The sequence below is a fragment of the Kitasatospora sp. NPDC090308 genome, from assembly GCF_044769485.1.
In the GTDB taxonomy this organism is placed as follows: Bacteria; Actinomycetota; Actinomycetes; order Streptomycetales; family Streptomycetaceae; genus Kitasatospora; species Kitasatospora fiedleri.
The window spans coordinates 1-16,789 of sequence record NZ_JBIVXY010000012.1 but is presented as its reverse complement, the minus strand read 5'-3'; the positions used below and the strand labels follow the sequence as shown (position 1 = coordinate 16,789).

The 16,789-nt window shown below is 76.3% G+C and carries 15 protein-coding genes; 10 read left to right on the top strand and 5 right to left on the bottom strand.

Translation table 11 applies throughout. The annotated features are described in order from the left end of the window. Positions 1 to 40 precede the first annotated feature (40 nt). Positions 41 to 265 carry a hypothetical protein gene (locus tag ACIQVD_RS24505; protein WP_400687549.1) on the top strand — a complete coding sequence of 75 codons (225 nt, stop codon included), beginning with the start codon at positions 41 to 43 and terminating at the stop codon, positions 263 to 265. 40 nt (positions 266 to 305) lie between these two features. Continuing rightward, a complete protein-coding gene (locus ACIQVD_RS24500; protein ID WP_402291694.1) occupies positions 306 to 839 on the top strand; it encodes a methylated-DNA--[protein]-cysteine S-methyltransferase in 534 nt (177 codons plus the stop codon). Here the strand turns inward: ACIQVD_RS24500 and ACIQVD_RS24495 are convergent. Then, the gene (locus tag ACIQVD_RS24495) at positions 836 to 1,969 is read right to left on the bottom strand and encodes an ATP-grasp domain-containing protein (protein ID WP_400687545.1); all 1,134 of its coding nucleotides are present in this window, start codon (positions 1,967 to 1,969) and stop codon (positions 836 to 838) included. The two genes, ACIQVD_RS24500 and ACIQVD_RS24495, sit on opposite strands and share 4 nt — an antisense overlap. Positions 1,970 to 2,316: 347 nt before the next feature. Between ACIQVD_RS24495 and ACIQVD_RS24490 the strand changes: the two genes are divergently transcribed. Together ACIQVD_RS24490 and ACIQVD_RS24485 are read left to right on the top strand one after the other, a co-directional pair. After that, positions 2,317 to 3,720: a family 2B encapsulin nanocompartment shell protein gene (locus tag ACIQVD_RS24490; protein ID WP_402291693.1), complete on the top strand. Its 1,404-nt coding sequence runs from the start codon at positions 2,317 to 2,319 to the stop codon at positions 3,718 to 3,720. A gap of 112 nt (positions 3,721 to 3,832) precedes the next feature. Continuing rightward, entirely contained in the window at positions 3,833 to 4,909 is a 1,077-nt protein-coding gene (locus tag ACIQVD_RS24485) for a family 2 encapsulin nanocompartment cargo protein polyprenyl transferase (RefSeq protein WP_400687541.1), read from the top strand. Positions 4,910 to 5,021: 112 nt separating this feature from the next. Here the strand turns inward: ACIQVD_RS24485 and ACIQVD_RS24480 are convergent, their stop codons facing one another. After that, positions 5,022 to 5,645: a TetR/AcrR family transcriptional regulator gene (locus tag ACIQVD_RS24480; protein ID WP_402291692.1), complete on the bottom strand. Its 624-nt coding sequence runs from the start codon at positions 5,643 to 5,645 to the stop codon at positions 5,022 to 5,024. 122 nt (positions 5,646 to 5,767) lie between these two features. Between ACIQVD_RS24480 and ACIQVD_RS24475 the strand changes: the two genes are divergently transcribed. Further along, positions 5,768 to 6,469, top strand: coding sequence for an SDR family NAD(P)-dependent oxidoreductase (locus tag ACIQVD_RS24475; RefSeq protein WP_402291691.1), 702 nt, complete (start codon positions 5,768 to 5,770; stop codon positions 6,467 to 6,469). Positions 6,470 to 6,481: 12 nt separating this feature from the next. Here ACIQVD_RS24475 and ACIQVD_RS24470 read toward each other — a convergent pair whose 3' ends face one another. Continuing rightward, positions 6,482 to 7,483, bottom strand: a complete 1,002-nt coding sequence (locus ACIQVD_RS24470) for an NAD-dependent epimerase/dehydratase family protein (RefSeq protein WP_402291690.1) — start codon at positions 7,481 to 7,483, stop codon at positions 6,482 to 6,484. Between the two features lie 263 nt (positions 7,484 to 7,746). On the opposite strand from ACIQVD_RS24470, the gene ACIQVD_RS24465 reads away from it, so the two are divergent. Beyond that, positions 7,747 to 9,078, top strand: coding sequence for a DUF1254 domain-containing protein (locus ACIQVD_RS24465; protein ID WP_402291689.1), 1,332 nt, complete (start codon positions 7,747 to 7,749; stop codon positions 9,076 to 9,078). 75 nt (positions 9,079 to 9,153) lie between these two features. Here ACIQVD_RS24465 and ACIQVD_RS24460 read toward each other — a convergent pair whose 3' ends face one another. Continuing rightward, complete coding sequence (locus ACIQVD_RS24460; RefSeq protein WP_402291688.1) at positions 9,154 to 10,923, bottom strand: hypothetical protein; 1,770 nt, start codon at positions 10,921 to 10,923, stop codon at positions 9,154 to 9,156. A 152-nt stretch (positions 10,924 to 11,075) separates the two neighbouring features. Between ACIQVD_RS24460 and radA the strand changes: the two genes are divergently transcribed. Further along, complete coding sequence (radA, locus tag ACIQVD_RS24455; RefSeq protein WP_400687531.1) at positions 11,076 to 12,596, top strand: DNA repair protein RadA; 1,521 nt, start codon at positions 11,076 to 11,078, stop codon at positions 12,594 to 12,596. Between the two features lie 169 nt (positions 12,597 to 12,765). After that, the gene (gene disA / locus ACIQVD_RS24450) at positions 12,766 to 13,824 is read left to right on the top strand and encodes a DNA integrity scanning diadenylate cyclase DisA (protein WP_111555992.1); all 1,059 of its coding nucleotides are present in this window, start codon (positions 12,766 to 12,768) and stop codon (positions 13,822 to 13,824) included. 69 nt (positions 13,825 to 13,893) lie between these two features. Here the strand turns inward: disA and ACIQVD_RS24445 are convergent, their stop codons facing one another. Then, entirely contained in the window at positions 13,894 to 14,772 is an 879-nt protein-coding gene (locus ACIQVD_RS24445; RefSeq protein ID WP_402291687.1) for a hypothetical protein, read from the bottom strand. Positions 14,773 to 14,905: 133 nt separating this feature from the next. Here ACIQVD_RS24445 and ACIQVD_RS24440 point away from each other — a divergent pair, with 133 nt between their 5' ends. Next, positions 14,906 to 15,700 (top strand): rhomboid family intramembrane serine protease, encoded by a 795-nt coding sequence (locus ACIQVD_RS24440; protein ID WP_402291686.1) that lies wholly within the window; start codon positions 14,906 to 14,908, stop codon positions 15,698 to 15,700. Positions 15,701 to 15,735: 35 nt separating this feature from the next. Next, on the top strand, positions 15,736 to 16,641 hold the full coding sequence (locus ACIQVD_RS24435) for an A/G-specific adenine glycosylase (protein WP_282206051.1): 906 nt from the start codon (positions 15,736 to 15,738) through the stop codon (positions 16,639 to 16,641). The last annotated feature ends 148 nt before the right edge of the window (positions 16,642 to 16,789 follow it).

The following is a 16,789-nucleotide window of genomic DNA, read 5'->3' as shown; positions in this document are numbered from 1 at the left end:
GGCCGTACGGTGGACGGAAGGAACGACCGAGGAGGACGCGATGCCCGGCTCCATGACCATCGGCCACACCGACACCCTCGTGATGCTCGGCCACGACGACGCCGCACGGCTCTCGTCCCTGCTCGCCGGCCTCTCCGCGCTGGTCGCGAGCGGACACCTCTCCACCGAACAGCTCGCCGCCCTCGGCGGCGGCGAGGCCCCCGACCGCGCCGCCCTGGCCACCTGGTCCCGCACCCTCGCGGGTCACCTCCGCGACCACCTCTGAGCCCGGCCCGCCGGGCCCCGGCGCGCCCTACAGTGGCGGGATGGAACTCTCCTGGGTGATCGTCCCGACCCCGCTGCCGAGCGGGCCGATGCGGTTCGCGGTGACCGACCGGGGAGTGGCCGCCGCCAGCTACGTCTGCGACGGCCCGGTGCCGGAGTGCGCCGACGGGCGGAAGGCCGCGACGGTACGGGCCCGGGTCGGCGAGTACTTCGCCGGCGCGCGGCGCGAACTTGAGCTGCCGATCGACTGGCGGCTGGCCTCCGGCCCGCACCTGACCGTGCTGCGCCGCCTGTGGACCGACGTCGGCTGGGGGCGGACCGTCACCTACGGCGAACTCGCCGCCCGCAGCGGGGTGTTCACCGAGCCGACCGAGCCGGGCGTCCCGGCCCGGACGGTCGGGCAGATGATGGGGGCCAACCCGCTGCCGCTGCTGGTGCCCTGCCACCGGGTGGTGGCCGCCGACGGGCTCGGCGGCTTCGGCGGGGCGTGGCACGGGGTGGAGACCAAGCGCTGGCTGCTCACCCTGGAGGGCGTGCTCCCGCCGACCCTGGACTGGTCCGGGCCGGAGCTCTAACCCGCCGCGGGCAGCAGCCGCGCGCCGGCCCCGTTGACGCCGGCCCCGATACCGCTCACGCCGAAGCCACCGCCGATCCGCTCCAGCGCGGGCGCCGCCGCCTGCCGGGGCAGCACCGCCTGGATGGTGGAGACCAGGGTGTAGTCGCCGAGCGTCAGCTCCTCCGCCGCGGGCAGCGACGGCCGGTTGCCCAGCGCGAGTTCGACGGCCGCGGCGGGCAGGTTGAGCCCGCACAGGCGCAGCTGGTGCAGGCCGCCGGACGGGCGGGTGTTGACGTCCAGGACCACCGCGCGGCCGGTGCCCCGCTCGTGCCGGAACTGCACGTTCGACAGGTGGCCGACGCCGAACTCCTCGACCAGGCGGCGGGCCGGGCCCAGGTAGGCCGGGTCGACGGTGAAGCCGCGGCGGCGGCCCTGCTTGGTGCGGCCGACCGCGGCCAGCACCCGGCCGCCCTGCTCGGCCAGGCAGTCGACGGATACCTCGGGGCCGTCCAGGTACGGCATCACCAGCAGCTCGGCCGGGGCCGCGGACCGCTCCAACGCGCCCAGCACCTGGTCGAGCTGGACCCGGGTGTCGACGTACCCGGAGAGCCGCCCGAGGTGGAACGGCTCGCGGGTCAGGACCCGGAAGCCCTCGCCGCCCGCGCCGCTGGCCGGCTTCAGGCAGGCCGTCATCCCGGTCGCCTCGATCTCCTCGACGGCGGCGAGCAGTTCGGCGGCGGTGTCGGCCTGCCGCCACAGCGGGGTGGGCAGCCCGGCCGCGTCCAGCGCCCGGTAGCCGTCGGCCTTGCTGGTGAACAGCGAGATCGCCGGGGCGGGCGGGCAGACCAGCGCGGTGCCCAGCGCCTCGAAGTCGCGGCGGCGCAGCGATATCGCCAACTGGTGCAGCCGCGGCAGGAATACGTCCACGTCGTGCCGGGCGCAGAATTCCAGCGCGAATTCCACGTACCCCTCGGCGCTCAGCCCGTCGGGTTCCAGGGCGCCGAGATCGGCGGCGGCGAGCACCGGGGAATCGGGGTCGACGTGGGTGGCCAGGACGTGCACCGGTCGCGGCGCGGCCCGCAGCAGGTCGATGAAGAAGACGTTCTCGGCGTAGGTACGGTTCAGCCAGACGCGGACGGGCGCGGTCACGAGGGGTCTCCCTGGAGAAGGGCGTGCCGATGGGAGGTCACCGACCGGTTCGCCTGCGCTGCGGCGGCGGTCACCACGCGGTGAGGGGGCCACCTTAGCGCTGTTCCGGGCGGATTCGAACAGGGGGCCGGTGAGCAGCGCGGACGCCTGGAACGAGGGCCGGCGGGAGCGCCCGGAAGAGCCCCCGGGGCGGGTCCGGACCGCCCGCCGACCGGCCCGGCGCGCTGGTCGCGCCCGCCGCGCCCGCGCACCCGAATCACCCCCACGAGTGATTGCCGCCTCACCTGAACGGCCGTCAGCATGGTTGCCGCAACGTGCCGTCGACACGATCTAGGGGCCCCGCGGAAATGACGACCGAAACCACCACCGAAATTCCCCGGGCGGGGCAGCGGAGCAGCCTCTCGGTGGCGGCGGCCAAGAACCTCGCGTCGACCACCAAGTCGGCCCCGCAGATGCAGGAGATCAGCAACCGCTGGCTGCTGCGCGCCCTGCCCTGGGTCGAGGTCTCCGGCGGCACCTACCGGGTCAACCGTCGGCTGTCGTACGCGGTCGGCCGCGGCCGGGTGGGCTTCGTGCAGGCCGGCCGCCGGGTCTCGGTCGTCCCGCCCACCCTGCGCGAGGTCCCGGTGCTGCGCGGCTTCGCCGACGACGAGCTGCTCACCGAGCTGGCCGGCCGCTTCGTCCAGCGCGACTTCGCCGCGGGCGAGGTGCTGGTCGAGCAGGGCGGCGAGATCGACCGGGTCTACCTGATCGCGCACGGCAAGGTCGACAAGCTCGGCACCGGCAAGTACGGCGACCCCACCGTGCTGGGCACCTTCGCCGACGGCGACCACCTCGGCGACGAGGCGCTCACCGTCGCCGACCGCCGCTGGCCCTACAGCGTCCGGGCCACCACCGCCGGCACCGCGATGGTGCTCCCCTGGCCCGCCTTCCAGGAGCTCGCCGACCGCTCCCGGGCGCTGCGCGACCAGATCCTCGCCTTCATCGCCGACTCGCAGCTCCCGCAGACCCACAAGGGCGAGGCCGCGATCGGCATGTCGGCCGGGCACGAGGGCGAGTTCGAGCTGCCCACCGCCTTCGTCGACTACGAACCCGCCCCGCGCGAGTACGAGTTGAGCGTCGCCCAGACGGTGCTGCGGGTGCACAGCCGGGTCGCCGACCTCTACAACCAGCCGATGGACCAGACCGAGCACCAGCTCCGGCTGACCGTCGAGGCGCTGCGCGAGCGGCAGGAGCACGAGCTGGTCAACAACCCGGAGTTCGGCCTGCTGGCCAACGCCGAGTACGGCCAGCGGATCCAGACCCACTCCGGCCCGCCCACCCCCGACGATCTGGACGAGCTGCTCTGCCGCCGGCGCAGCACCAAGTTCTACCTCGCCCACCCCAAGGCGATCGCCGCCTTCGGCCGGGAGTGCAACAGCCGCGGCCTCCACCCCGAGGCGATCCGGTTCGAGGGCCGGACGGTGCCCAGCTGGCGCGGCGTCCCGATCCTCAGCTGCACCAAGATCCCGGTGGTCGACGGCACCACCTCGATCCTGGCGATGCGCGTCGGCGAGGACAACCAGGGCGTGGTCGGCCTGCGCCCCGGCGCCCTCCCGGACCAGGTCGAGCCGGGCCTGAACGTCCGCTTCATGGGCATCGACGAGAAGGCGGTCGTCTCCTACCTGGTCAGCGCCTACTACTCGGCCGCGATCCTGGTCCCCGACGCGATCGGCGTCCTGGAGAACGTGAACGTCGACCACCGGCGCTGACCACCCGGGCGGGCCCACCGTCCTGGGCCCGCCCCTTCCACCGCCTGACCGCCCGTCAGCGCGCATTCCTGCCGCCCCGCAGCCGGGGCCGGCCGAGGGGGAGGACTTCACCATGGCCATCACCGTGCCCGAACGCGACCAGCACGGGGCCGCCGCCACCGACGTGGGCCGGGACGCCGCCGAGGCGCTGGCCCTGCTCGACCGGGCCCGCGGCACCGTCGGCCCCGCGCTGCGCGCCGCCGTCGACACCCTGCCCGAGTCCATGCGGCGGATCTCCGGCTACCACCTGGGCTGGCTGGAGGCCGACGGCAGCCCCGGCGCGGCCGGCGCCGGCAAGGCGATCCGCCCGGCGCTCGTCCTCGCCGCGACCACCGCGGTCGGCGGCCGCCCGCAGGACGCGGTGCGCGCCGCCGCCGCCGTCGAGCTGGTGCACAACTTCACCCTGCTGCACGACGACGTCCTCGACCGCGACCACACCCGCCGCCACCGCCCCACCGCCTGGCGGGTGTTCGGCACCACCGGCGCCATCCTGGCCGGCGACGCCATGCACTCGCTGGCCCTGCGGGTGCTCGCCGAGGACCCGCACCCGGCCGCCGCCGCGTCGGTCCGCCGCCTCGCCGACTGCGTGGTCGAACTCTGCGCCGGCCAGCAGGCCGACTGCTCCTTCGAGCAGCGCGCCGACGTCACCCTCGCCGAGTGCCTCGGCATGGCCGAGGGCAAGACCGGCGCCCTGCTCGGCTGCGCCTGCGCGCTCGGCGCGCTGTACGCGGGCGCGGACGCCGCGACCGCCGACGCGATGGACGCCTTCGGCCGCGAGATCGGGCTGGCCTTCCAGCTGATCGACGACCTGATCGGCATCTGGGGCGACCCCGCGGTCACCGGCAAGCCGGTCGGCGCCGACCTCGCCGCCCGCAAGAAGTCCCTCCCGGTGGTGCACGCCCTCTCCTCCGGCACCCCCGCCGGCGCGGAACTCGCCGCGCTCTACGCCACCGGCCGCCCGCTCAGCCCCGCCGAACTCGCCGCCGCCGCCGACGCGGTCGACCGGGCCGGCGGCCGGGCCTGGGCCCAGGCGGAGAGCTGCGAGCGGATGGCCGCCGCCATCGCCCACCTCGCCACCGCCGTCCCCGACCCCTCCCGCGCCGACGACCTGCTCGCCCTCGCCGAACTCGTCACCCGCCGGGCGTACTGAGCGCCCGCCGGGCGTACCGGGCGAGCGCCCCGGTGTACTGAGCGCTCGCCGGACGGACTGATCACCCGCCGGGCGTACTGAGCGCCCGCCGGGCGTACCGGGCGCGGCGCGCTCACCCGCGCGGGGCGAGCAGCCGGTCGACCAGGGTGTCGACCAGTTCGGGGCGGGCGGGCGCCCCCGTCATCGCGGCGTACACCAGCGGGCCGGTCAGCGCGTCCAGCACCGCGTCGAGGTCGAGCGCCGGGGCGAGCTCCCCGGCGTCCGCCGCGGCGGCCAGCCAGGCGCGCTCCTGCGCGCGGCGCGGTCCGAGGTGGCGCCGGTGCAGGGACGCCGCGGTGCCGGGGTCGTGCTGCGCCTGGGCGAGCAGGGTGAGCAGCACCTTGCCGGCCGGGTCCCGGTCGAGGAACCGGGCGAAGTCGTGCAGGTAGCCGCGGACGGCCGCGGCGGTGGGCCGGTCGGCCGGGACGGGGAGCGTCTTGGCGCTGTCCTCGATCAGGGTGTCGAGCAGGATCTCCACCTTGGAGGGCCACCAGCGGTAGATGGTCTGCTTGGCGACCCCGGCCCGCCGGGCGATCGCCTCCACGGTCAGCGCGGCGAAGCCCTGTTCGGCGAGCAGGTCGTCGGCGGCGTGCAGCACGGCCAGCCGGGCGGCCTCGTCGCGCCGGTTGCCGGAGCGCGCCCGGGGGGCCGGGGGCTCCGGGGGCTCCGGGGTCGGCGGGGTGCTGGTGGCGGACATGCCCGCCACCCTATCGGCCGGAACCCGCCCTGCCCGGACGCGACGTTGTGTCTGGACGCAACGTTGCGTCTAGACTCGGGGCCGACCGCGCGGGCCCCCGCGCCGCTCCCCGAGGAGACCCGATGACCCACCCGGCCCCGCCGCCCCGCCGCGCCCTCGTGGTCGGCGCCTCCCGCGGCCTCGGACTGGTCCTGGCCGAGGAACTCGCCCGCCGCGGCTGGCAGGTGGTGGCCACCGCCCGCGCGGACCGCGGCGGGCTCCCGGCCGCCGTCCGGGCCGCCGGCGGCCGGCTCGCGGTGGAGACCCTGGAGGTCACCGACGCCGCCGCCCTCGCCGCCCTGCGCGGGCGCCTGGCCGGCCGCCCGCTCGACCTGCTCTTCGTCAACGCGGCGATCGACCGCGGGGACCGGCCGATCGACGAGGTCCCCACCGAGGTGTTCACCGAGGTGATGACCGTCAACGCGCTGGCCCCGCTGCGGGTCCTGGCCGCCCTGCGCGGGCTGGTCGTCCCGGGCGGCACGGTCGCCGTGATGTCCTCCGAGCAGGGCAGCGTCTCGCTCAACACCGAGGGCGGCTACGAGCTGTACAAGGCCAGCAAGGCGGCGCTGAACCAGCTGATGCGCAGCTACGCGACCCGGCACGCCGACGACGGCCACACCAAGCTGCTGATCGACCCCGGCCACAACCGCACCCGGCTGGGCGGCCCCGACGCGCCGCTCGACCCCCGGCGGAGCGTCCCCGCGGTGGTCGACGTCCTGGAGGCGCAGGCCGGGACGCCCGGGCTGCGCTTCCTGGACCGGCGCGGCGCGCCGGTGCCGTGGTGAGGCGGGCGGCGCTCAGGGGCGTCCCAGCAGCTCCCGCTCCTTCGCCGGGTCGATCCCCAGCGGGGTGTCCAGCTGCCGGTAGGAGACCTCCGCGCGACCGCCGGACTCCAGCCAGGCCCAGGTGTCGGTGACGGTGTCGAGCAGCGGGCGCACCCGCAGGCCCGCGGCGAGGGCGGTGGCGGGGTCGGCCCGCCAGGTGCCGTGCCAGCCCTCGGTGGCGGGGGCCCAGAGCGGGAGCTCGGTCCACGGGGAGACCCCGGCGGCGAGCAGCGCGTCGTCCGGGGTCCAGACGAACTCGGCGTCGGAGCCGGTCGCGGTGCGGCACGCGGCGAGGAGTTCGCCGGTGGTGGCCGAGCCGATCGGCGCGGTGGTGAGGTAGCGGCCGGGCGCCCGCCGCTCGGCCAGGTCGAGGCCGAAGGCGGCGAAGTCGCGGGCGTCGATCAGGCTGATCGGGCGGTCGGGGGCGCCGGGGGCCAGGACGGGGCCGCCGCGGGCGATCCGGTCGAGCCACCAGGGCAGGCGGCCGATGGGCTCGTGCGGGCCGATCAGCAGGCCGCAGTTGAGGATCGCGGCCGGTCCGTCGAAGGTGTCCCGCAGGGCGCGCTCGCAGCCGGCCTTGAGCGCGTTGGCGAAGGGCTGGTCGGGCGGGAGGTCGCCGGGGCAGTCGAGGGTGGCGGAGTCGGCGTCGACGGGGCGGGCGGGCCAGTCGGCGAAGGCGTGCACCGAGGAGACGAAGCCGTAGTGCCCGGCCCGGCCGCTGAGCAGCCGGGCGGCGGTGGCCACGTCGTGCGGCTGCTGGCCGGAGGTGTCGACGACGGCGTCCCACCGGCGGCCGTCGACCAGGCGGTGCAGGTCGGCGAGGTCGGTGCGGTCGCCGTGGACGGCCTCGACGCCGGGCGGGTCGGCCCGGCTGACGCCGCGGTTGAAGGTGGTGACGCGGTGGCCGCGGGCGAGCGCCTCCGCGGCGTAGGCGCGGCCGAGGAACGCGGAGCCGCCGAGCAGAAGGATGTCCATGCCTCCGAGGGTCTCCGGGCCGGGCGCGGTCCATGCGCCGCGTTCACCGGGAGCGGAGCGGTTCTGCCGGGCGCAGACCGCGGACCGGCTGACGGGCCGTCGGCTTCCCGGCGTGCCGGACCGGAGGGGAGCGCATAGCATCCCGGTGTACCGGTATGTCGGAATGTTCCCTTTCTGGGGGGAGGAGGGCGGGCGAGAGGGGGAACCCGGCGCGCCCCGCCCCGGCCCTCCGACGAAGTCACCGAGCAGACAAGGACGTTCGCATGGCTGACGCCACGCCCGAGATGCTGGCCGTCGAGGCCTTCGTGTACGGCTCCCCGCTGGTGGCCGACCTGACCGCCGTGGACACCCTCGTCCGCCGGGGATTCGGCTCGGTCGGCCCGACCCCCTGGAACACCTTCGGCCACTCCACCCGACTCGCCGACGCCGACACGGACTTCGTGTCGGTGAACAACGACACGCTGTACTCGAACGCGCCGCTGGACCTCTCCGCCGGTCCGCTGCTGCTGCACGTCCCGGACACCGGCGGCGCGTACGACGTGTTCCAGTTCATCGACGCCTGGACGAACAACTTCGCCTACGTGGGCCGCCGTTCGTCCGGCACCGCCGAGCAGACCTGGCTGATCGCCCCGCCCGGCTGGCAGGGCGAGCCGCCGCCGGACGTGCCGGTGATCGTCGCGCCGACCACGGTCGCGGTGATCGCCGGCCGCAACTCCTGCGCCGGGCCGGACGACCTCGACCGGGTCCGGGACCTCCAGCGGCAGCTCACCCTCACCCCGCTGGAGGGCTCCGGCACCCCGGCCGGGCTGCCGGAGCCGGACGCGGACGTCCCGGCCGAGCTGCTCTTCCTGGAGCGGCTGCGGCGCTGGATGGCGGCCTTCCCGCCCGCCGCCGCCGACGTCGCCTTCCAGCAGCGCTTCGCCCCGATCGGGCTGCTCGACCAGGGCCGCTCGCCCTACCTGGACGGCCCGGCCGAGTGGACGGCGGCGCTCGCCAAGGGCCTGGCCGCCGGCCGGGAGCGGGTGGAGGCGGCGACCGCCGGGGCCGGCGAACCGACCGGCGAGTGGTCCGCCAACCTGCACCTGTTCGACTACAACCTGGACCACCTCGGCCCCGGCACCCGCGACGAGCCGCAGTGGCGGATCGCCGACCGCCGGGCCGCGTACCTGACCCGCGCGGTCGCCGCCCGGGCCGGCCTGTGGGGCAACCACGCGTACGAGGCGGTGTACGCCACCACCCACCACGACGCCGACGGCGTCCCGCTGACCGGCGCGCACGCGTACACCCTGCGCTTCGAGCAGCCCCCGCCGGTGGGCGCGTTCTGGTCGGTGACGATGTACGGCACCCCGGAGTACCGGCTGGTCCCCAACCCGATCGACCGGTACTCGATCGGCGACCGCACGCCCGGCCTGGTGCACGGCGAGGACGGCTCGCTGACCCTCCACCTCCGGCACGAACCCCCCACCGACCAGGACGAGCTCGCGAACTGGCTGCCCGCGCCCGAGGGCGGCTTCCGGCCGATGGTGCGGATGTACCAGCCGCAGGACGCGGTGCTCGACGGCAGCTACCGGCTGCCGGCCGTCCGGCTGCGCTGACCCGCGGGACGCGGCCGCCCGGCCCCCCTCCGGCCCCGTCCCGGACGCCGCGCCCGAGGAGGCGGCGGCATCCCGTCAGGGCGCGGGCGACCCGGACGGCGAGGCGGCGGGGGAGCCGGAGCCCGGGTCGGACGGGCTCCCGGACGACGGGGACGACGGGGAGGCCGACGAAGCCGGGGACGACGGGGACGACGGGGGAGCGGACGGCGAGGGGGACACCGGCGCCGAGGCCGAGGCCGAGGCGGACGGCGAGCCGGGCGCGGAGGAGGAGCCGGACGGCGACGGGCTCGACGGGGCGGGGGAGTCCGAGCCGCCCGCGGACGGCGAGGGGCCGCCGGGGGAGGGCAGGCCGCGGTGGTCGGTGCCGCCCTCCAGGGTGACCACGGCGGTGGAGGGCGGCAGCGCCAGGTGCGCGGTCCAGCGGGTCTGCGGGGCGCGCGACTCGTCGACCGTGACGGTCACGGTGATCCGCTGGCCGGGCGCCAGGGTGCCGGCGTCCCGGCTCAGCCGCAGCCAGTCCACGTCCAGCACGGCGTGCCAGGACAGCGGGGCGTCGCCGGTGTTGGTCAGGGTCAGCACCGTGCGGCTGCCGTACTCGCCGGCCTCCACGGCCAGCCGGGCGGCGGACGGCGCCGGGGCGGGCGCGGCGGTCAGCGCGGGGCTGGAGAGCGGGGCGGACCCGGCCGAGGGCACCGCGACGGCCGGCCCCTGCAGGGTCGGCAGGGACGTTTCTGCGATCGCCCCCGCCAGCTCCAGCGACCCCACCGAGACGGCCGGCGGCAGCGCCGCCGAGCCGACCGCGGTCGGCTCGGGCACCGGCACCCGGTGCCCGGCCCCGGTGGTGGCGTCCACCCGCACCGAGGACACCGCCGAGGCGTGGTCCTCCCCGCCGTCCCGGTGCGCGCTCCACAGCGCCACCACCGGCGCGGCCAGCACCGCCGCCAGCACGCCCGTGGTGACCACCCGCTGGCGCACCGCCGCGCCGCGCGGCACCGACGGCATCCGGTGCCGGGGGAAGCCGCGCTGGTCGAACCGCGGCTCCGCCGGGCCCTGCGCGGCCCGCCGCCCCGCCGCCGCGCCGGACAGGAACGCCGCCCCGCCCGCCGTCGGCGCCGACGCCGGGCGCAGCGCGCCCGGCGCGGCCAGCAGCGGCAGGCCGGGCAGCCCGGCCAGGCCGTGCCCGAGCTGCCCGGCGACCCGCTCCGCGGTGCCCCGGCAGGTCGGGCACTCCACCAGGTGCGCCACCAGTTCGCGGCGCAGCGCCGGCCCCAGCACCCAGCCCCGCCAGGACTCCGCGCCGACCCCGCCGAGCTGCGCCAGCTCCGGGCAGGAGCCGACCCCGAGCACCAGCAGCGCCGTCCTGGTGCGGCCGACCTCGGCGCCCGCCGCGTCCAGCAGCGCCGCCGCGGCCCCGGTGCTCAGGCCGAGCACCGCCGCGACCTCCGCGCCGTCCAGCCGGTGCCGGACCGCCAGCTCCAGCGCCTCGCGCTGCTCCGGGTCGGTGCCGGCCGCCTCCGGCCAGGCCAGCGAGGCGAGTTCGCGCCGCTCGCGGCCCGCGCCGGGCCCGGGCGGGCCGCCCGCCGGGGCGCCGTCCGGCGCGCCGCCCTCCAGCCGGGCCAGGCAGCGGTGCCGGGCCAGCGCGTACAGCCAGGCGCGCAGCAGGGCCGGGTCCTCGATCCGGTCGCCGTGGCGGCGGGCCAGGTCGCGGACCTCCAGGACGGCGGCCGAGGCGGCGTCGTGCGCGCAGAGCACGGACAGGCAGTAGGTGAACAGCCCGTCGACGCACGCGCCGTACGCCCGCAGGGCGGGGGACGGGTCGACGGGGTGGGGCTGGCCGGTGGTCACGGGATCGACGGTAGGCAGCCGAAACCCGTCGCCCGGGGGGTTTCGGCCGCTTGTCCTTCTTTCGGGTAACAGGACCGATCCCCTGTTCGCCCGGTTGACGCCGTCCGGGTGACGTCCGGCCGCTGTCGGTGCGAGGCGCTACGGTGGCCCGCATGGCTGCCCGTACCAAGACCACCGCCAAGCCGCGCTCCTCGTACCGCTGCACCGAGTGCGGCGCCCAGCTGCTCAAGTGGGTCGGCCGCTGCCCCGAGTGCAACGCGTGGGGGACGGTGGAGGAGTACGGCGCGGTGCCGATCCGGACGACGGCGGCCGGGCCGGTCTCCGCGCCCGCCAAGCCGATCGGGCAGGTCGACGGGCAGGTCGCCACCGCCCGCTCCACCGGCGTCCCGGAGCTGGACCGGGTGCTCGGCGGCGGCCTGGTGCCGGGCGCGGTGGTGCTGCTCGCGGGCGAGCCCGGCGTCGGCAAGTCCACGCTGCTGCTGGACGTGGCGGCGAAGGCGGCCAGCGAGCGGCACCGCACGCTGTACGTCACCGGCGAGGAGTCCGCCGGGCAGGTCCGGCTGCGCGCCGACCGGATCAACGCGCTCTCCGAGCACCTCTACCTGGCCGCCGAGCAGGACCTGGGCGCGGTGCTCGGCCACATCGACGCGGTCAACCCCGGCCTGCTGGTCCTCGACTCGGTGCAGACCATCGCCTCCGCCGAGCTGGACGGCGCCCCCGGCGGCCCGGCGCAGGTCCGCGAGGTGGCGGGCGCGCTGATCCGGGCGTCCAAGGAGCGCGGCATGGCCACCCTGCTGGTCGGCCACGTCACCAAGGACGGCCAGATCGCCGGCCCGCGCCTGCTGGAGCACCTGGTGGACGTGGTGCTCTCCTTCGAGGGCGACCGGCACGCCCGGCTGCGGCTGATCCGCGGCGTGAAGAACCGCTACGGGGCGACCGACGAGGTCGGCTGCTTCGAGCTGCACGACGAGGGCATCGTCGGCCTGGCCGACCCGTCCGGCCTGTTCCTGACCCGCCGCGACAAGCCCGTCGCGGGCACCTGCCTGACCGTCACGCTGGAGGGCAAGCGCCCGCTGGTGGCCGAGGTGCAGGCGCTGATGGTGGACTCGCAGATCCCCTCGCCCCGGCGCACCACCTCGGGCCTGGAGTCGCCGCGGATCGCGATGATCCTGGCGGTGGTCGAGCGGCACGGCGGGGTGAAGCTCGGCAAGCAGGACATCTACACCGCCACCGTCGGCGGCGTGAAGCTCACCGAGCCCTCGGCGGACCTGGCGATCGCCCTCGCGGTGGCCTCCTCCTCGACCGACACGCCGCTGCCCAACAACCTGGTGGCGATCGGCGAGGTCGGCCTGGCGGGCGAGGTGCGGCGGGTGACGGGCGTGCAGCGCCGGCTCGCCGAGGCGCACCGGCTCGGCTTCACGCACGCCCTGGTGCCGCCGGACCCGGGCAAGGTCCCGGCGGGCATGAAGGTGGTGGAGGTCTCCGACATCGGCGAGGCGCTGCGGGCGATCCCCGGCCGCCGTCCCCGTTCGAAGCCCCGGCAGGACGCGGCGCCGCCCGCGGATCAGGGCGCCCGGGCGCTCGCCCGGGCCCGCGCCCAGGCCCCCGTCCCGGCCTTCCCGGAGGAGCTGATGGCGGGCTGGGAGCCGGTCGACTCGGACGAACTGGGCTGACCCACGCCCCGCCGCGGCCGTACGCAGTTAGACTTCACCTGCTCATCGGCATCATTCGCAGCAACAACAGACAGACCGTCGGCCGCCGTGGCACACGGTCCGGGTCGGCCCAAGGAGTCACGTGGCAGCCATCGACCGGGCGGACAAGTCCTCCCGCGAGGAGGCCCTGCTGCGGGCCTCCCTCAGTGCGATCGCGCCGGGCACGGCGCTGCGGGACGGCCTGGAGCGGGTGCTCCGGGCCAACACCGGCGGCCTGATCGTGCTCGGTTTCGACAAGAGCGTGGACGCGCTGTGCACCGGCGGTTTCGTGCTGGACGTCGAGTTCACCGCCACCCGGCTGCGCGAGCTGTGCAAGCTGGACGGCGCGGTGATCCTCGACAAGGACCTCACCAAGATCCTGCGCGCGGGCGTCCACCTGATGCCGGACGCCAACATCCCCACCGACGAGACGGGCACCCGCCACCGCACCGCCGAGCGGGTCAACCGGCAGACCGGCTACCCGGTGGTCGCGGTCTCGCACTCGATGCGGCTGATCGCCATCTACGTCAACGGCGCCCGCCGGGTGCTGGAGGACTCCACCACCGTGCTCTCCCGCGCCAACCAGGCGCTGGCCACCCTGGAGCGCTACAAGCTCCGGCTGGACGAGGTGGCCGGCACGCTGTCCGCGCTGGAGATCGAGGACCTGGTCACCGTCCGGGACGTCTCGGCGGTGGTGCAGCGCCTGGAGATGGTCCGGCTGATCGCCGGGGAGATCGCCGGGTACGTGCTGGAGCTCGGCACCGACGGCCGGCTGCTCTCGCTCCAGCTGGACGAGCTGATCGCGGGCGTCGAGCCCGAGCGCGAGCTGGTGGTGCGCGACTACTTCCCGGACCGGGCCGCCAAGAAGGGCCGCACCGTCACCGAGGTGCTGTCCGACCTGGAGGCGCTCACCCACGCCGAACTGCTGGACCTCCAGACGGTGGCCAAGGCGCTCGGCTACACCGGCACCCCCGAGTCGCTGGACTCCGCGGTCTCCCCGCGCGGCTACCGCCTGCTGGCCAAGGTGCCGCGGCTGCCCAACACCGTCATCGAGCGGCTGGTCGACCACTTCGGCGGCCTCCAGAAGCTGCTCGCCGCCTCCATCGACGACCTGCAGACCGTGGAGGGCGTCGGCGAGACCCGGGCCCGCTCGGTGCGCGAGGGGCTGTCCAGGCTCGCCGAGTCCTCCATCCTGGAGCGGTACGTCTGACCGTCCCGCGCGGGCGCGCCGGGTCCGCGCCCGGGACGACCCGCGGGCCGACGGCGCGGAGCCGGGGGCTCAGCCCTCCAGGCGCAGCGAGGTGCGGGCGGAGAGCGGGCCGCCCGCCGGGCCGGTGAGGTCGGCCTGGACCAGGTAGTTGCCGGGCTGGGCCGGGGTGGGGTCGGGGGTGGCGCACTGGGGCTTGGAGCGCGAGCGGTCCCAGGTGAAGGTCTCGGTGACGCCGCTGTTGCCGGCGATCTGGGCCCAGGCGTCGGTGCGTTCGGTGATGCAGTCCGCGGAGGACCAGACCCGCTCGTTGGCGCTGGAGGTGACGGTCAGGAAGGAGTACTCGTGCGAGAGGTTGATCCGGCAGCCCGCCCCGGAGGAGTTGCGGACGGTCAGGGCCAGCTTCGGCTTGTCCTTCGCCGGGTACGAGTTCTGCCCCGGGGCGAGTTCGAGGGTCAGCTGCGCGGTGGTGCAGACCGGTAGCGCCATCACCTCGGTGGTGTTGACGGCGGGCGAGGCCCCGCCGCCGGGGCGGGAGTTGCCGACGCCGGAGCCCGTCCCGCCGGAGGAGCCCGTCCCGCCGGAGCCGCCGGAGGAGCCGCTGCCGCCGGAGGAGCCGCCGCCGGTGACGCTGATCTCGCCGCCCGCGCCGGAGCCCGTCCCGCCGGTGCCGGAACCGCCGCCGCTGCCACCGCCGTTGCCCCCGCCGCCGGTGCCGCCGGGGCGGGTGGTGATCGCGGGGCCGGTCGGGGAGGCGCCGGGGGTGATCGACTGGGCGGGCGCGGGCAGCGGCCCGTTCCCGGAGTCCTTCTTCCGCTTGCCGTCGCCGCCGCCGAGCGCGAGCCAGCCGACCACCAGGAGGACGACGGCGAGGGCGACGAGGACCACGGCGCGGCGCCGCCAGTAGATCGAGGCGGGCAGGGGTCCGACGGGCTGGCGCAGAGAGGGCACGCGCAAACTCTACGAGACCTTGTGCGCCTGTTGACGCATCAACACCGCACCGGGACCACTTCTTTCACATCATCCGCCATTTGGTCCGGAAGAGGGACTCGACACGTCGCCGTGTCGCCCTATAGTCGCCCTCATGGCCTCCCCGCACGACCGCGCCCCCAGCGGCACGCCCCTCGACCCGGCGCAGATGATCGCCGAGGCGCGCAAGGCGTTCTTCACCATGTTCGGCTTCCTCTGCCTGGTCTGGGCGGTGCAGTTGGTGAACTGGCTGCTCGACGGGCGGATGGCCCTGCTGCACGGCATCCGCTCGCGGGACGTGGACAGCCTCGGGTACCTGCTGACCGCGCCGTTCCTGCACCTGAACTGGCAGCACCTACAGGGCAATTCGGGCCCGCTGTTCGTGTTCGGGTTCCTCGCCGCGTACCGCGGGGTGCGCAAGTTCCTCGGGCTGACGGTGCTGCTGGTGGTGACCAGCGGCATGGCGGTGTGGCTGTTCGAGCGGGGGGACGTGGTGACCGTCGGCGCGAGCGGCGTGATCTTCGGCTACTTCGGCTACGTGGTGCTGCGCGGCCTGTTCGACCGGAACCTGATCGACTCGCTGATCGGCCTGGTGATGGGCGCCTCCTTCGCCTACCTGCTGACCACGGCGGTCCCCGGCACCCCGGGGGTGTCCTGGCTGGGCCACCTGGGCGGGCTGGTCGGCGGCCTGGCGGGGGCGTGGATCTTCCGGGACCGCCGCCCGAAGCAGGCGGCCGCGCTCCCCGACGGCCCCGCCGCCCCGTCGCTGCCCGCCCCGGGTGCCGCCCCCGGCCGGAAATCCGCCGCGTCCGGTGCGTCCGGTGCGTCCGGTGCGTCCGCGATCGGGCCGGCCGGGCCGGTCAGCCCGCGCGCGGACCTGCTGAAGGAGCTCGACGACCTGGGGCTTTAAGCCTCCGGCCCGGGTCGTGGCAGGATCGTGGGGCCATGGTTGCCACTGCTTCGACTCTTGCCCCGGGCGCCCTCCAGGCGCTGCACTCGACCGTCATCGGCTGGTACGAGGCCCACGCCCGCGACCTGCCCTGGCGGGCCCCCGACGCCTCGCCCTGGGCCGTGATGGTCAGCGAGTTCATGCTCCAGCAGACGCCCGTGAAGCGGGTGCTGCCCGCCTACGCGGCCTGGCTGGAGCGCTGGCCCACGCCCGCCGCGCTGGCCGCCGACGCGCCCGGCGAGGCGGTGCGGATGTGGGGCCGGCTCGGCTACCCGCGCCGCGCGCTGCGGCTGCACGGCGCGGCCGTCGCGATCACCGAACGGCACGGCGGCGTGGTGCCGGACGACCACGCGGCGCTGCTGGCGCTGCCCGGGGTGGGGGAGTACACGGCGGCGGCGGTCGCCTCGTTCGCGTTCCGGCAGCGGCACGCGGTGCTGGACACCAACGTGCGCCGGGTGTTCGCCCGGGCGGTGACCGGCGTCGAGTACCCGGCGAACGCCACCACGGCCGCCGAGCGCCGCACCGCGCACGAGCTGCTGCCCGCGACCGACGAGCGGGCCGCGACCTGGGCGGTCGCGGTGATGGAGCTGGGCGCCCTGGTCTGCACCGCGCGCAGCCCCGCGTGCGGCGGCTGCCCGCTGCTGACCGAGTGCGCCTGGCAGCGGGCCGGCTGCCCGCCGTACCAGGGCCCGGCGCGCCGCGGGCAGACCTACGAGGGCACCGACCGGCAGGTGCGCGGCAAGCTGCTGGCGGTGCTGCGGGACGCCCACGGGCTGGTCGGGCAGGGCCAGTTGGACGTGGTGTGGCCGGACGCGGTGCAGCGGGCCCGGGCGCTGGACGGACTGGTCGCCGACGGCCTGGTCGAGCCGGTCGGGCCGGGCACCTACCGGCTGCCGCAGTAGCGGCGCGGCGACGCGCGGCGGGCCCCGCCCCCCCCGCGGGCCCGGGCCCCCCCCCGGGGGGCCCCGGGGGGGGGGGGGGGGCGCCCCCCCCGGGGGCGGGGGCGCCGGGGCCCGGGGCGGGCCCGCCCGCCGCGGGCGTGGTCCACCC

Bases quoted from the DNA above. Each gene is read 5' to 3' on its own strand.
- ACIQVD_RS24505 (WP_400687549.1), top strand. From the start codon at position 41: ATGCCCGGCTCCATGACCATCGGCCACACCGACACCCTCGTGATGCTC.
- ACIQVD_RS24500 (WP_402291694.1), top strand. From the start codon at position 306: ATGGAACTCTCCTGGGTGATCGTCCCGACCCCGCTGCCGAGCGGGCCG.
- ACIQVD_RS24490 (WP_402291693.1), top strand. From the start codon at position 2,317: ATGACGACCGAAACCACCACCGAAATTCCCCGGGCGGGGCAGCGGAGC.
- ACIQVD_RS24485 (WP_400687541.1), top strand. From the start codon at position 3,833: ATGGCCATCACCGTGCCCGAACGCGACCAGCACGGGGCCGCCGCCACC.
- ACIQVD_RS24480 (WP_402291692.1), bottom strand. From the start codon at position 5,645: ATGTCCGCCACCAGCACCCCGCCGACCCCGGAGCCCCCGGAGCCCCCG.
- ACIQVD_RS24475 (WP_402291691.1), top strand. From the start codon at position 5,768: ATGACCCACCCGGCCCCGCCGCCCCGCCGCGCCCTCGTGGTCGGCGCC.
- ACIQVD_RS24470 (WP_402291690.1), bottom strand. From the start codon at position 7,483: ATGGACATCCTTCTGCTCGGCGGCTCCGCGTTCCTCGGCCGCGCCTAC.
- ACIQVD_RS24465 (WP_402291689.1), top strand. From the start codon at position 7,747: ATGGCTGACGCCACGCCCGAGATGCTGGCCGTCGAGGCCTTCGTGTAC.
- radA (WP_400687531.1), top strand. From the start codon at position 11,076: ATGGCTGCCCGTACCAAGACCACCGCCAAGCCGCGCTCCTCGTACCGC.
- ACIQVD_RS24440 (WP_402291686.1), top strand. From the start codon at position 14,906: ATGGCCTCCCCGCACGACCGCGCCCCCAGCGGCACGCCCCTCGACCCG.
- ACIQVD_RS24435 (WP_282206051.1), top strand. From the start codon at position 15,736: ATGGTTGCCACTGCTTCGACTCTTGCCCCGGGCGCCCTCCAGGCGCTG.